The sequence below is a fragment of the Pseudoalteromonas sp. SR43-7 genome (assembly GCF_014163785.1).
In the GTDB taxonomy this organism is placed as follows: Bacteria; Pseudomonadota; Gammaproteobacteria; order Enterobacterales; family Alteromonadaceae; genus Pseudoalteromonas; species Pseudoalteromonas distincta.
Map to the genome: position 1 here is coordinate 65,638 of NZ_JACJDY010000018.1, position 13,596 is coordinate 79,233.

General features: G+C 38.1%; 15 protein-coding genes, 2 tRNA genes and 1 riboswitch. Of the genes, 9 read left to right on the forward strand and 8 right to left on the reverse strand.

Annotated features, from left to right (window positions below; all coding sequences use genetic code 11):
* Window positions 1-4: 4 nt before the first annotated feature.
* The 4 genes from H5087_RS14130 to H5087_RS14145 form a co-directional block, all read right to left on the reverse strand.
* Window positions 5-403 carry a hypothetical protein gene (locus tag H5087_RS14130; protein WP_182672459.1) on the reverse strand — a complete coding sequence of 133 codons (399 nt, stop codon included), beginning with the start codon at window positions 401-403 and terminating at the stop codon, window positions 5-7.
* Between the two features lie 60 nt (window positions 404-463).
* Window positions 464-2,539 carry a S9 family peptidase gene (locus H5087_RS14135; RefSeq protein WP_182672461.1) on the reverse strand — a complete coding sequence of 692 codons (2,076 nt, stop codon included), beginning with the start codon at window positions 2,537-2,539 and terminating at the stop codon, window positions 464-466.
* Window positions 2,540-2,676: 137 nt separating this feature from the next.
* Window positions 2,677-3,240, reverse strand: coding sequence for a chitin-binding protein (locus tag H5087_RS14140; RefSeq protein WP_182672463.1), 564 nt, complete (start codon window positions 3,238-3,240; stop codon window positions 2,677-2,679).
* Between the two features lie 96 nt (window positions 3,241-3,336).
* Window positions 3,337-3,424: riboswitch (cyclic di-GMP riboswitch) on the reverse strand.
* Between the two features lie 88 nt (window positions 3,425-3,512).
* Window positions 3,513-4,169: a cytochrome b/b6 domain-containing protein gene (locus tag H5087_RS14145; protein WP_182672465.1), complete on the reverse strand. Its 657-nt coding sequence runs from the start codon at window positions 4,167-4,169 to the stop codon at window positions 3,513-3,515.
* 107 nt (window positions 4,170-4,276) lie between these two features.
* Here H5087_RS14145 and H5087_RS14150 point away from each other — a divergent pair, with 107 nt between their 5' ends.
* The 3 genes from H5087_RS14150 (at window position 4,277) to H5087_RS14160 (ending at window position 5,848) form a co-directional block, all read left to right on the forward strand.
* Window positions 4,277-4,981, forward strand: coding sequence for an AzlC family ABC transporter permease (locus H5087_RS14150; protein WP_182672467.1), 705 nt, complete (start codon window positions 4,277-4,279; stop codon window positions 4,979-4,981).
* The gene (locus tag H5087_RS14155) at window positions 4,978-5,277 is read left to right on the forward strand and encodes an AzlD domain-containing protein (RefSeq protein ID WP_004335020.1); all 300 of its coding nucleotides are present in this window, start codon (window positions 4,978-4,980) and stop codon (window positions 5,275-5,277) included. The genes H5087_RS14150 and H5087_RS14155 overlap by 4 nt, the downstream gene beginning before the upstream one ends.
* 73 nt (window positions 5,278-5,350) lie before the next feature.
* Window positions 5,351-5,848, forward strand: a complete 498-nt coding sequence (locus H5087_RS14160; protein ID WP_182672468.1) for a glutathione peroxidase — start codon at window positions 5,351-5,353, stop codon at window positions 5,846-5,848.
* Window positions 5,849-5,966: 118 nt separating this feature from the next.
* On the opposite strand, the gene H5087_RS14165 is transcribed toward H5087_RS14160, so the two are convergent.
* Entirely contained in the window at window positions 5,967-6,152 is a 186-nt protein-coding gene (locus H5087_RS14165; RefSeq protein ID WP_007579801.1) for a PA3496 family putative envelope integrity protein, read from the reverse strand.
* A gap of 387 nt (window positions 6,153-6,539) precedes the next feature.
* Here H5087_RS14165 and H5087_RS14170 point away from each other — a divergent pair, with 387 nt between their 5' ends.
* Window positions 6,540-7,334: a YggN family protein gene (locus tag H5087_RS14170; RefSeq protein ID WP_182672470.1), complete on the forward strand. Its 795-nt coding sequence runs from the start codon at window positions 6,540-6,542 to the stop codon at window positions 7,332-7,334.
* Window positions 7,335-7,572: 238 nt separating this feature from the next.
* Here the strand turns inward: H5087_RS14170 and H5087_RS14175 are convergent, their stop codons facing one another.
* A complete protein-coding gene (locus H5087_RS14175) occupies window positions 7,573-9,015 on the reverse strand; it encodes a PLP-dependent aminotransferase family protein (protein WP_182672472.1) in 1,443 nt (480 codons plus the stop codon).
* Between the two features lie 103 nt (window positions 9,016-9,118).
* On the opposite strand from H5087_RS14175, the gene H5087_RS14180 reads away from it, so the two are divergent.
* Window positions 9,119-10,048 (forward strand): DMT family transporter, encoded by a 930-nt coding sequence (locus H5087_RS14180; protein ID WP_182672474.1) that lies wholly within the window; start codon window positions 9,119-9,121, stop codon window positions 10,046-10,048.
* Window positions 10,049-10,085: 37 nt separating this feature from the next.
* On the opposite strand, the gene H5087_RS14185 is transcribed toward H5087_RS14180, so the two are convergent.
* Window positions 10,086-10,955, reverse strand: a complete 870-nt coding sequence (locus tag H5087_RS14185) for a diacylglycerol kinase family protein (RefSeq protein WP_182672476.1) — start codon at window positions 10,953-10,955, stop codon at window positions 10,086-10,088.
* Between the two features lie 325 nt (window positions 10,956-11,280).
* Between H5087_RS14185 and H5087_RS14190 the strand changes: the two genes are divergently transcribed.
* The 4 genes from H5087_RS14190 (at window position 11,281) to H5087_RS14205 (ending at window position 12,487) form a co-directional block, all read left to right on the forward strand.
* The gene (locus H5087_RS14190; RefSeq protein ID WP_004335040.1) at window positions 11,281-11,421 is read left to right on the forward strand and encodes a hypothetical protein; all 141 of its coding nucleotides are present in this window, start codon (window positions 11,281-11,283) and stop codon (window positions 11,419-11,421) included.
* Between the two features lie 218 nt (window positions 11,422-11,639).
* Window positions 11,640-11,730, forward strand: a tRNA-Ser gene (locus H5087_RS14195).
* Between the two features lie 51 nt (window positions 11,731-11,781).
* Window positions 11,782-11,874 (forward strand) — tRNA-Ser (locus H5087_RS14200).
* A 124-nt stretch (window positions 11,875-11,998) separates the two neighbouring features.
* The gene (locus H5087_RS14205; RefSeq protein ID WP_024597153.1) at window positions 11,999-12,487 is read left to right on the forward strand and encodes an RNA-binding protein; all 489 of its coding nucleotides are present in this window, start codon (window positions 11,999-12,001) and stop codon (window positions 12,485-12,487) included.
* On the opposite strand, the gene H5087_RS14210 is transcribed toward H5087_RS14205, so the two are convergent.
* Complete coding sequence (locus tag H5087_RS14210; RefSeq protein ID WP_182672478.1) at window positions 12,471-13,595, reverse strand: aminotransferase class V-fold PLP-dependent enzyme; 1,125 nt, start codon at window positions 13,593-13,595, stop codon at window positions 12,471-12,473. The two genes, H5087_RS14205 and H5087_RS14210, sit on opposite strands and share 17 nt — an antisense overlap.
* Window position 13,596: the final 1 nt, after the last annotated feature.

Sequence of the window (13,596 nt, forward strand, 5' to 3'; positions counted from 1 at the left end):
TTAGTTACCAGTTCTGTTTTATATAACTGTCATTTGGGTGCACTAATAAATAGCTGTCGGTATCTTTATAAAAATTAACTTCTACATCGCTATTTTTCCATACTTTTTCAAACATATTTTTAGCTATGATATTAATGTTTATATAGTCAACTCGTTGATAGCCACGTTCTTTTACACCGGCAAAATAGGTCTCTAATGAATCAAGGCCATCCAAAGTTAACAGCTCAAACTCTCTTAAATTAACAACCACATACTTAATTGTATTCTCAGGGTGAGTGCTCAACTCCTGAACAACGCCATTAGTTAACAGCGTAATGCCTTCATTGTTAAAGCTCCCCTTTAATTCTAAATACATCTGAGGGGGCTGTGAACAAATCTGAAATTCACCATGTGCTCCAAACATAAATCGCCTTACATATATCAACTTCTATATATAGGATAATACAATTTTCTGATTTTGCAGTTAATTTAATAAAGCAATAAAAAAGGCCATTTCGAGTGCTTTTTCCTCTAAACTTTTAAAGCGACCTGATGCACCACCGTGCCCTGCATCCATATCGGTTTTAAATACTAAAATATTACTATCTGTTTTAAGCTCACGCATTTTTGCAACCCACTTCATAGGCTCCCAATACTGCACTTGTGAGTCATGAAGGCCGGTAGTAACGAGTATGTTCGGATAGTTTTGGGCGCGAATATTGTCATACGGCGAGTAAGCTTCAATTACATCATAAAACTGAGGCTCATTTGGATTACCCCATTCATCGTATTCATTTGTTGTGAGCGGGATACTCTCATCAAGCATCGTGGTTAATACATCTAAAAATGGTACATGACAGCCAACACCGCAATATAACTCTGGTGCTTGGTTTACAACCGCCCCCATTAATAAACCACCTGCACTGCCGCCTGAGGCAAATACCTTGCTGCTATCACAATAGCCTTGTGCAACAAGCGCTTTTGTCACATCAATAAAGTCACTAAAGCTATTTTGCTTATGCTCTTTTTTACCTTGTTCGTACCACTCGCGACCTAGCATTTCAGAGCCTCGAACATGTGCTATTACATAAACAAAACCACGATCGAGCAAGCTCAGCGATGAACTTGAAAAACTTGGATCAATCGTATAGCCATACGCACCATAACCGTATTGAAATAACGGATTTGAGCCATCTTTTTTAAAGCTGTCTTTTCGATAAACAACTGATACGGGTACTTTAACTCCGTCGCGAGCAGTTACCATTAATCGTTCAGACTGATAGACATCGGCATTAAAACTACCGAGTACTTTTTGCTGTTTAAGTAGTGTTTTTTCGCCAGTTGCTAAATCAACATCATATAAAGAACCTGGTGTTGTTAAACTTGAGTAATAAATACGCGCAGTGCGTGTGTCTGGCTCTGGGTTCATTGCTATTGCAGCATAATAACAAGGATCGGCAAACTCAAGTGCCATACGATCCCCTTGCCTATTAACAACTACAAATCGAGCTTGCCCTTGCTCGCGTTCACTCAATACTAAAAAGTCATTAAATAACTCGACACCTTCAAGCAGTACATTCTCTCTGTGAGCTGTATGCTCAACCCATTGTGTTTTATCAGCAATTGTTTCGTTTGTTGCCGTCATTAATCTAAAGTTTTTAGCTTGCCAGTTAGTCACAATATAAAATGTGTCACCTAGCTTATCTACGTCAAACTCGTGGCCATCTTCACGCGGCATTAATGCTTTAAATTCGCCAGTGGGCTTATTAGCATCAAGCACCCATGTATCGTTGGTCTCTGTCGATGCTAAATCAATAATAATTAAGCTTTCATCGCGGCTTTTACCAAGTCCCATAAAAAAGCTGCTGTCTTGCTCTTCGTAGACCATTACGTCTTGGTTTTGCTCGCTGCCAAGCTCATGCCTAAATACTTGGTATCCTAATAGCGTTTTTAAATCTTTTTTTACATAAAAAACAGTTTTATTGTCGTTAGCCCAAACAACTTGTCCTTCTGTATTTTCAAGCACATCAGGAAGCATTTCACCGGTCGCTAAGCTTTTAAAGCGAACATTATAAATACGACGACCTTCAGTATCTTCAGAGTAAGCCATAAGCTGCTCGCATGGGCTTAGTGCGACTTCGCCCAGCTCAAAAAACTCAAATCCTTCAGCTAATACATTAACATCGAGTAAAAGCTCTTTATTATCGGCCTTTATGCTCGTACTTCTATAGTGACGCGAGTATTCATCATCACCACGAACTTCTGAGTGATACCAGTATCTCCCGTCTTTAACGGGTACCGAATTATCATCTTTTACAATGCGTGCTTTTAACTCTTCAAAAAGTGTATTTTGTAGTGGCTTCATAGCAGCTAACTGTTCATCGCAGTACGCATTTTCAGCATGTAAATGCGCAAGTACTTGCTCATCCTGGCGATCGTCATCGCGCATCCAATAGTAATTATCGGTACGTATCTTATTATGAGTACTTAATGTATGGGCTTTCTGTTTAGCAATCGGGAAATTAGGTAATAAACTTAAAGAGAAGTCAGGACGAGACACAACAAAACCAATTAAAAAAATAATGTGATTTGCAGTTTATCATAAAAATAAAAAAGCCCATCCAATAGTTGGATGGGCTAAAACGGTAAACGCTTCATTACTAAAACCGCTATACCTTTGGGAAGATAATTTAAGCTTTATATTTGCTGCCAAGCCATAGCCCAGCTTTGCCCTACACCAGGTTCGAACATAGACTTATTATCGTCATTCGTGCGGCAAAACTCATTAAATGGCCAAGGCCTGCATTGATATACATGCCCAGTTTTTGGCTGCAATACCTTTGTACCCGCATTATAGTTTTCACAATTTTCAGGGTACACGTAATCATAAGTATCAAGGTTATTAACAACACGCTCATCGCATTTTGCAATACAATGAAAGTCGACGTGTGCTTTACATATACCACTGCTTTGCAAAGCAAAAATTTCATTATTTCTATAGGCTACAATTAAACCCTGTTCGGTCATTTTACCTGCGCTAACCAGAGGGACATGCACATTAATATGCTCAGCAACTAAACGTGGCCATGCGTGAGGCTCACCTTGCTCAAGCGAGGTGATCTTGTAATCAAATGATAAACTAACCAGCTCTCCTTGCATGTCGTAAAAGGTTACACTCACCACATCACCAATAAATAATTGGGTATGATGATTTAAGCAACCTATTGTTGACCACTTTCCACAGGCCAACGACGTATGCATAAACACGGCAACACCTTAAGAGTTACAAAATCTTATCCATACACTATGGATACACAAAAAATACACTGAGGGCAAGTGATACATAACAACACGTTATGCAGTAGTCCCGCTACCATAGCTTTTAAAAAGCCTTAGACCGGAAACTTTGCGTCCTAACCTTTCGGCTAGTTTGCCAGCAATGCGGCGATTATAATTCGACCCCGCATAACAATCAAACAAAAGAATGTAACAAAAAACAAAAACCACCCCTTTAAGATTGGTTTAATGTGTTTTTAACTAAACAAATAAGTTAAAGGCTCTTTCGCCCACGTAAATACCAGCAACACCAATAAAGATATAAATATTAACCACGCAGGCCAAGACGCTTTAGTTACTTTAGCCTCAGAGTCATCCGCTTTTAACTCTTTTGAGCCTGTGATCATCGCCTTAACTAGCGATTTGCCTTTTATTCTATAAATGATAATAGCCAATACGTGTAAGCCAATAGCATAGAGTAAAATGTCAAAATTCAGCTCATGTAGCCAATTGGCAAAATCAATCGTATCGCTAGACACATATTGAGCAAGCGGCCCGTCAGTTAAAATACCATCACTGCTCATTAAGCCACTTGCAAGTTGCGTTATAATTAATATAAAAAACACTATCACCATACAGCTACCGGGTGCTGAATGGCCTAACGAGTCGCTTGGTGTTTTTAGCGCCTTTAAAATAGCACTAGGAGAGTGCAGTAACCCACTTAATCTCGCGGTTTTACTACCAATAACACCCCATATTAAACGTGTTACTATAAGTGCTAAAGTAAAAAAACCTGCAACAAAATGAAGCTCAATCATGCCCTCTTCAATACTAAAATAAAGCACTGCAATACTTACAACCAAAAACCAATGAAAGCATCTAATAAACCCATCCCACACTTTTAACGTCGTCATTGTGCCTATCCTTAAAAAAACAGTATTATTTAATTTGTTAACTACTTTAACATCATAATATTAAGGTATCCTTATGAGCCATTCTACAAGCCGTGAGAGTAAATATCATGCAACCAGTTAAAAAAGCTATTTTAAAAGGCTTTTTAGATATGCTACCACTGTGTTTAGCCGTTGTTCCTTGGGGTATTTTATGCGGCTCTTTAGCGATTCAAAATGGTTTTAGCCCCTTTGAAACCCAAGCAATGTCGTTATTAGTATTTGCAGGCTCTGCACAGCTTGTTGCGATTGAACTTATGGCGGGCAACACACCATTGCTCACAATTTTATTCACAACATTTATTATTAGCTCTCGGCACTTTTTATACGGTTTAGCTGTGCGTCATAAGGTCATTGATCAACCTATGCGTTGGCGCTTACCGGTGAGCTTTGTTTTAACCGACGAGCTGTTTGCGTTTTCTCATCACCGAAAAGCATATAGAACAAAAACACGTTTAATATACGCATTAAGCGCTGGTTTTAGCTTTTATATTGCATGGAATATTTGGACATTAATTGGCATTGTAGCGGGTACAATGCTGCCCGATTTAACTAATTTAGGGCTCGACTTTGCGATTGCTGCCACGTTTATCGCGTTGGTTATTCCGGGGATCAAAAATTTGGCCTCACTCGTTACAGTAATTGTAGCTGGTGTTAGCGCAACGCTTTTAAAAAGTACCGGATTTGAATTATGGCTTGTTTGCTCAGCGCTGCTGGCAATGGCCGCAGGTTACAGCACAGCAAGGCTAACCGCTAAAAAGGAAGCAACGCTATGATGACAACTATTTTACTCATGGCGTGCATTACATTTTTTACGCGTTATTTATTTTTGCACCGCGCTTTACCGTTTAAAGTAGGTCCTAAAATGCAGCAATTTTTAAGCTTTAGTGCACCTGCGGTGCTTACAGCAATTTGGGTGCCTATCGTGTTTTTGAATGAAGATGGCATTAACTTAAACTGGCAAAACCCTTATTTAAGCGCAGCGATAGTCGCCATCATTGTTGCCTATAAAACACATAATATTTATTACACTACGCTTGCCGGTATGGGGCTATTTCTGATTTTAAATTAGAGCGCTCTTTATACTTTATGAAATACTGTACTCAGGTTAAAATACCGATAACAATAATAAAAAAGACGCCAATATGCACAAATTCCATCAATTAAGCGCAACAAGCTTGCAGGGTCAACCTATTAACTTTAGTGATTTTGAAGGTAAGGTTGCGCTTATTGTTAATACCGCAAGTAAATGTGGATTTACCTACCAATACGAGTCGCTTCAAGCTTTGCATAATAAATATGCCAGCCAAGGTTTAGTTATTTTAGGGTTTCCGTGTAATCAATTTGGTCAGCAAGAACCCGGCGACGCTACACAGATAGAGCAAGGGTGTTTAATTAATTTTGGTGTGAGTTTTTTAATGGCGGCCAAAGTAGATGTAAACGGTAAGCATGCTCACCCAGTCTTTCGTTATTTAAAATCGGCTTTACCTGGTTTTTTAACACGTAAAATAAAGTGGAATTTTACTAAATTTTTAATTGCCGCAGATGGCACGCCAATTAAACGTTATGCACCTTTTACTAAACCCGAAAAGCTAGAACTTACAATTCAAAAAGCTTTAGCACAGGCTAAAAGCACGCTTTAAAAAGTAATAAAGAGGCGCAAGGCCTCTTTATTGCCAATACTATTGAAACTTAAACATACGCATAACTGCACATTTAAACTCTCAATATTAATTGGTATTTTATTTATACTAGTGAAATTTAATCGGTGTAATCGCTTAAATCGTCTTCGCCTAGATTTTTACGCAAGCGTTTTTGCTCAAGGTAGTCTTCCAACTTCTTTTTAACCTTTTGCTTGTTCTTATCGTGTTGATTACGGCCGAGCATTTCGTACTCGTCTTCAACAAAATCGTCATCTAGCGCATCGTAACTAAATGTCTTACCCACAACCCACTCCATAAAGTGTTTGAGACCAACCAAGGATTTTATTATCGCAATAGTCGGTAAAATTAAAATGTTTAACGTCAAAATGCTGTGCAAATTAACATCAAAATAAAGCCACGTGACTACTGTAAATAGTCTTCATGTCAGTAATGTGAATAAATAGCGCTAAATTTGAATTGAGGAAAGTGAGAGTTTTTTATCGTATCGATAAATAAAATTTATTAATTTTTATTAGTTAGCCAATTTGACTAAAAAATAGTTATTTATTAATTGATTTCATTTACTAAAAAACAAACAAAAACAGTTAACCATATGTTTTATATTAAAAAATAAAACTGGCATCAAACTTGTTATTAATTAATCGTCATCAACAAAAAGTAGAGAACAAACATGAAAAAATTACTATTAGTTAGCGCATTAATTTGTTCACCAGCCGCTATGGCTCATAACGATAACGATTCTGCAATTTCATTTAGTAATGATGAATGTAACGTCGAATTTAAAAATGATGTGCGCATTAAGCCAAACGAATTGGAAATTTTTACCGCCAACAATAAAACCATGCAGTTTAATAGCCATGGTGACTTAACCGTAAATGGCGAACTTGTAGCGCTGAATAATTCGCAGCGCGACGCGCTAACCAAGTACTCTGATAGCTTACGCACTCAATTACCTGAAGTAGCTAATATAGCGCTTGAGGGTGTTAAAATTGCCGGAGTAGCATTAGAAGAAGTAGGCAATGCATTTAATATTGACGGTCTTGATAATATGTCAGAGCTTATGGATGACATTAAAATCGAAGTAGAAAACACATTTTACCAGCAAGGTACATTTGTGATGGGCCAACAAAGTTTTAATCAATTTGGCGAAAACTTTGAACAACAATTTGAGCAACAGATAGAAACAGCGGTTGAATCAGCAGTGATGCAATCAATGGGCAGTATTTTAGTAGCTTTAGGTTCTGAGTTACTTGGTTCAGGCGGTGATATGGATGCCTTTGAACAACGTATGGAAAATATGGATGCACAAATAGAAGAAAAAGTAGAGCTACATGCAAGCGCACTTGAAGAACGTGCCAACTCTTTATGTGGAAACTTTGCTGAAATTGCAAAACAAGAAGAGCAATTAGTAATGCAAGTGCCTGAGCTTGAAGGTTACCAGTTATTTAGCTTTAAACAAAATTAGTACAGCAAACGTTATTTAACATCCCTTTGGCAGCACTTAAGTTTACTTAAATGCTGCTTTTTTGTGTTTCGCAAACTTATACTAACCTGCATAAATCTTTGATCAATTTAACTAATTAAATTGCACTATAACTTCGTTAAAAATTTTTTATTTAGAACAACTAGATACAAAAACTTTTGCCTAGTTCTAGCGTAATTTTCTTAACGTTAAATAGACCCCATATATAAGCAGATTGGTATTACTTTTTAGCTAATAAAGTGAGCTTACCCAATGTAACTATTGCTTGCTCAATTTGCGCGCTCCATTGCACACCATAACTTAATCTTACGCAGCTTTTATATTTATTAGAGGCCGAAAAAACAAGCCCTGGGGTAATACTAATACCAACCTCAAGCGCAAGTAAAAACAATGTTTGGCTATCGTACTCGCCTCCTAAATCTAGCCACATAACGCAGCCTCCTTTTGGATCGCTTATACGTGTATTTTTTGGCATAGCTTGTTGTAAGCACCATCGCATACGCTCTTTGTTATCGCGCAGGCGTTGCCTAAGTACTTTTAAATTTCGGTCGTACTCACCACTGGCAATAAACTCAGATAACGTCCATTGGTTTATTAACGAAGCAGAGCAACTTAGTGCTCTTTTATATCGCCTTGCTTGCGTTGCAAATTTACCCGCAACTAACCAACCTACACGATAGCTCGGCGCTGCCGTTTTAGAAAAAGATGAGCAACTAATCACTAATCCTTTTTTAGAGTACGCTAAAGCAGGTGTGCCACGTTTTGCCGTAAAATATAAATCGCCATATACGTCATCTTCAATAAGCACTACGTCATGACTTTCAAGTAGCTCCACCAGCTGCTGTCTGTTTGTATCAGGCATAAAGCTGCCCACAGGGTTACTAATTGCAGTCGAGAATAAACACGCTTTTATGTCATGCTCATTTAAAGCGCGTTCCAAATCACTTAACCAAATACCATTATCTGGGCACAGTGGTATTTCGAGCGCTTTAAGCCCTAGGCTTTCTATTAGCTCTATAATCCCGTGATAGCAAGGCGTCTCAATGGCAACTACATCGCCTGGCTTTGTTACACACTTAAGTGCAATAGCCATGGCTTCTTGTGCACCATTGGTGATCACAAGCTCGTCCATGTTTATACCAATACCAAAATCTAAATAGCGATGCACCAATTGCTTTTTCAGCGGCACAAACCCATCTGTTGGTCCATAGTTAATAGCTTTACTGCCAGCTGTAGTCATTACTCGGCGCATATTTCTGGCCAGTGCTTTATCGGTAGGTGCAGCAGCAATTGGGTTAGCGATACCAAAAGGAACTACATTAGCTTGATGAATCGCACTGTATACCTGCTCTATTAAGGCTTGTTTATTTACCACAACAGGTTCGCGACTTAATTTAACTCGCTTAGGTAAATTATGCGCCATGCTGACGACTTTTAAAAAATACCCTGATTTTTCACGTGCCTCTACTAACCCCTGATCTTCAAGTGTTTGATAAGCTTGCTTCACTGTCGGAATACTAATGTTTAAGTTATCTGCCATTTTACGCAGTGATGGAAGTTTTTCGCCAGGGAGTAAAACCTGTTGGGCGCTCATATCTCTGATCAACTGAATAACTTGCTGATATAGAAACTCATGCCCCTGGCTATTTTTTTGTCTTATCATCACGCATCCAAATCTGTATAGGTTACATTTTTACTTTTCTGTATATGGTAAGTATACAGATAGGTCTTAAAATAGCCATTCAATCGGGCTTTGGAGAGTAACCATGAGAAGTGCAGCGCTATACATTACAACCGTTTTAATTTGGGGTTCTACTTGGTTAGCCATCGAATTTCAGCTAGGTGATATTGCAGTCGAGTTATCGTTATTTTATCGCTTTGCTATAGCAGCACTTTTAATGTGGTTATATGTAGCGTACAAAAAACCGGATATGCGCTTTTCATTAATCGATCATGGCTTTTTTGCTTTGTTGGCTATTTGTAATTTTGCCTTAAATTACTTAATGCTTTACTGGGCACAGAATTACTTAACCTCCGCTATGACCTCTATCGCCTTTTCAATGTTGCTTGTTATGAACATAGTTAACACTCGACTATTTTTTGGTAAGCCTATCTCAAAACGAATTTATACCGGTGCCGCACTCGCTGTATTAGGTATTACGTGTCTGTTTTGGCCACAGTTACAGCAGTTCGACTTAAGTAACGGTGCATTGGTCGGGTTACTACTTGCCCTTGGTGGCACCTTTGTGGCTTCATTGGGTAACATGGTAAGCGTTCGTAATTCTCGTAAGCAAATTGGCGTATTGCAGGGCAATGCATGGGGCATGTTATATAGTGCTATAGGCTTAGCTTTATATGTATTAATGAACGATGTGCAATTTAGTTTAAACGCCCCAACTAGCTACTGGTTATCATTACTTTATTTATCAATATTTGGCACAGTAATCGCTTTTGGTTGTTACTTTGCACTACTAAAAAATATAGGCCCTGAAAAAGCCAGCTACGTTATTGTTTTATTCCCATTAGTGGCAGTAACACTGAGTAGCTTTTTTGAAGGGTTTGAATGGCACGCAAATACCTTTGCAGGGTTTAGCTTAGTGCTATTAGGTAACGCCATTGTGCTTACCCCAACAAAACGAATTAACGCCTTTTTAGCTAATAGAGCAATAGCTAAAAGTGGCTCCGTCCCCAGTTAGACGCGTTATTAACGCAACTAACGCAAAAGCGCCTACTTTACTGTAGGCGCTTTTTTATTGGCATATGAAAAAGTAAGGCTTGTCCATGCACACTAACAACTGCAGGAGTTTTACCTACAAGTTCACCATCTGCTTCAATCAATAGCCCTTCAGTTTTTATGGAAGCTGTATTTAAGCGACTATAGGTAAGGTTTTTTATATACTCATGGCGCTTAAAAAATAACTTAATAAAGCTTATTACATTATAAAAAAGCCCACCCGATCGCATTTGATAACACTCAAGCTGACCATCAGTTAAATCTGCTTTTGGCGCTATTTCTAGCCCGCCACCAAAGTACTTATGATTAGCAAATACAGTAATCAAATTTTGATACTGCCGAGCATCGTTATTAAACGTACCTTGCAACTGCTGAGCTTGATAATAAAATAGCTCTTTAATACTCGTCCAACTGTAATCAAAAGATGAAAAATTAGCTTTCTCGTTAATTGTTTTAATAACATGAGCATCAAATCCTACCCCTGCAATATTAATAAAATAGCGGCTATTAATTTTTCCTATATCAATGGCTGTCGGTGTATTAAATAATGCCTTTCGCCAATCATCTTCTTTGCAATTAAACCCTCTGGAGAAATCGTTACCTGTACCGCAAGGTAATAATGCTAACGAACAGCTGCTCCCTATTAGCGCATTAACCGCCAAGTTCAATGTACCATCGCCACCTAGTGCAACTACTTTGGGAAATTTACTCAGTAACGACCTTATTTGGGCACAGTCATCGTCAAAGCTTCCCGTAGTAGTAAATATACAATAAGAAAAGCCGCGTTTTTTACAGATTTTTTTAAGCCATGCCAATGATTTTTGGCTCTGTTTTTTGATACTTGGTTTAATAATTATTAGTAGTGACAAGCTTTTGTTTCCAGTAATGTATTTTAGAGTGAGATAACAAACGTTTAATTAAATTTTTTTAATCTGAATAAATAATCAAAAAACACTATATAAAATGCATAAAAATAAATTAAAAAAGCAAAAACCCCAATATTAAAGGGATTTAAACCAACTACCATCTAAATACCTATGCAAAAACAGTAATACAACTTACTGAATTGCACATTAATAAAATCAATTCAGATTAGTTTAACTAATCCCTCAGGCTCAATTTTTATCGTTGTATTTTTAATCAAACAACGTGCAAAATGCACGCGATTTCAACAGATACAACCGGAGCAAAATAATGAAACCAATTAATACATTAAATCAAACAGCAGCAGCGCAAGTAGCCGTTAAACCAACTAATCGTAAAGCAAGAATGTTAGCTAAACTTAACACGATTGGTAAAAGACTAGCACTTAGCGGTGCAGCTCAATATAAATAATCACCCAACCATGATTATTTTTCGGTGCAGCGAACACTCAACCACTAAATGAAGTCACTTATTTAGCTCCCATTGTTTGCTGCAACCTATTTATTTTATTAAAAATTGCCTTAATTTCCCCTTATTTACAAAAAAAACCTCATTTACGTATATTTTTTAGGCAAACAGTCATTTTGCTATTTACACAGCGGTATCACCTAAGTATTATTCTGCGTCACGGAGAGATGGCAGAGTGGTCGAATGCACCGGTCTTGAAAACCGGCATGGGTTTATAGCCCATCTAGGGTTCAAATCCCTATCTCTCCACCATATTTTAATTGGTGGCTTTTTTTACTCCATCAATACAACCGGTTATGCGTTGGAGAGGTGTCCGAGTGGCCGAAGGAGCTCCCCTGCTAAGGGAGTATAGAGTTTGTAGCTCTATCGAGGGTTCGAATCCCTCCCTCTCCACCATACTTAATTTAAACCACTTAATTGTGGTTTTTTTGTGCCTAAAATTTATAAAAACTAAACAAATTGTGCCTAGTAATAACTTAGGGCATTATTAACACAACTTTAGCCACTTATAGGTTTAGCTATGATCCGGTTCATATTGCTATCATTTTGCGCGGCAGCACCATTTTTTACCTTGGCACAAAGTACAACAGTGTATAAGTGTGTAATTAAGGGCGTTCCTACTTTTAGCCAAACGCCTTGCGCTAAAGATGCACAAGTTATTACTCTAAAAGATATAAATGTAATTGAAGCATATAAAAGCTCTACGCCCGGTAAAGGTATTACCGATACCTCTGTTGATGACTACTTAGAGGTTCAGCAGATAGAGCGTGAAATAAAGCGCCTTGAGCTATCTATTGAACAAAGCCAAAAAGAATACGCAGCTAAAAAACAACAAATAGATTATATGACCCAAGATAAGGCCAATCGTTTAGGCGCTTCGTCTATTGCTGATGCTATCGCAACTAAAACAAATTCATTAAAACAAGCCTACGACGCATCAATTAGTCAAACGCAGCAAAAAATAGAGTCATTAAAGCAAAGAAAGCAGCAGCTTAGCCAAAACCCTTAAGCGCTCGTTTTACTATAGAAATAAATTGCGCAACGTCTTCTTGAGTATTATAAATATGTGGCGATACTCGTATTCCAAATTTGCGAGCATCTACACTAACTTTCGCTTTATTAAGCTCTGTAAGTACATGGTCTTGTTGCTTGTTAAAAAACAAAATAGCAGTCCCGCTGCATTTATCACCAATCATAGGTGATGCAACATATTCGCTTAGTTGCTCATGAATAAGCGTAAGCATCGCTAAGTTATGCACCCTTACCTTGTGAGCTGTTAGCTCTGCAAAGTAGGCAATACTATTTGCGGCAATAATATAAGGCGCTACAGAAGGGGTGCCCCCCCAAAACTTAAGCGCACTGGCGTTATATTCAAAGTGGTTAATATCGAACTCAAATGGATTTTGATGCGAAAACCAACCCACATCTTTAGGCTCACAATACTCTATTTGATTTTTGTTAACCCATAAATAAGCTGCACCTGGGCCACCACATAACCATTTAACGCTCGAGCCAATCATAAAGTCCGCATCGAGCACGCTTAAATCAAGCGGTATAACACCCGCTGACTGAGCAACATCAACTATTGATAAACTATTGGTTAATTTACTTATAGCTACAATATCGTACACAGGCGCCTGTACACCTGTATTTGAATACACATGGCTTATAAAAACTAAATCGATATCACAAGTTATATAACGCTGCCAAACACTAATATCTGTTAGGTTTTCGTGCTCAGGTATAAATATGATTTGCGCGCACTTTGGCAACGCTTTTTGCATTGCAAAACCCATACTCGGAAAATCACTTTGCGCCATAAGCACTTTACAATTTTTTTGCTGTAGCCGTGGATGCGACATAAGCAACTTTGTTAAGCCGCTTGATAAATTAACTTGAGGACAAAACTGCGAACTAGGCGCATTAAATAACTTACCAAGCGCGGTAGTAAATTGCTCAACTGCGGGCAGCCATTGTTGCCAAGGTTCTTTATTTGAGCTCTCCCACGGTAAAAAGTAGTGCTGTGCTAAATATTGCTGCGTATTTTTAAGAGGACGCCCTACCGAGTGGTTTAGTAAATAACAGCCATCAGCCATACAAAAATCATTTTTAAGCATG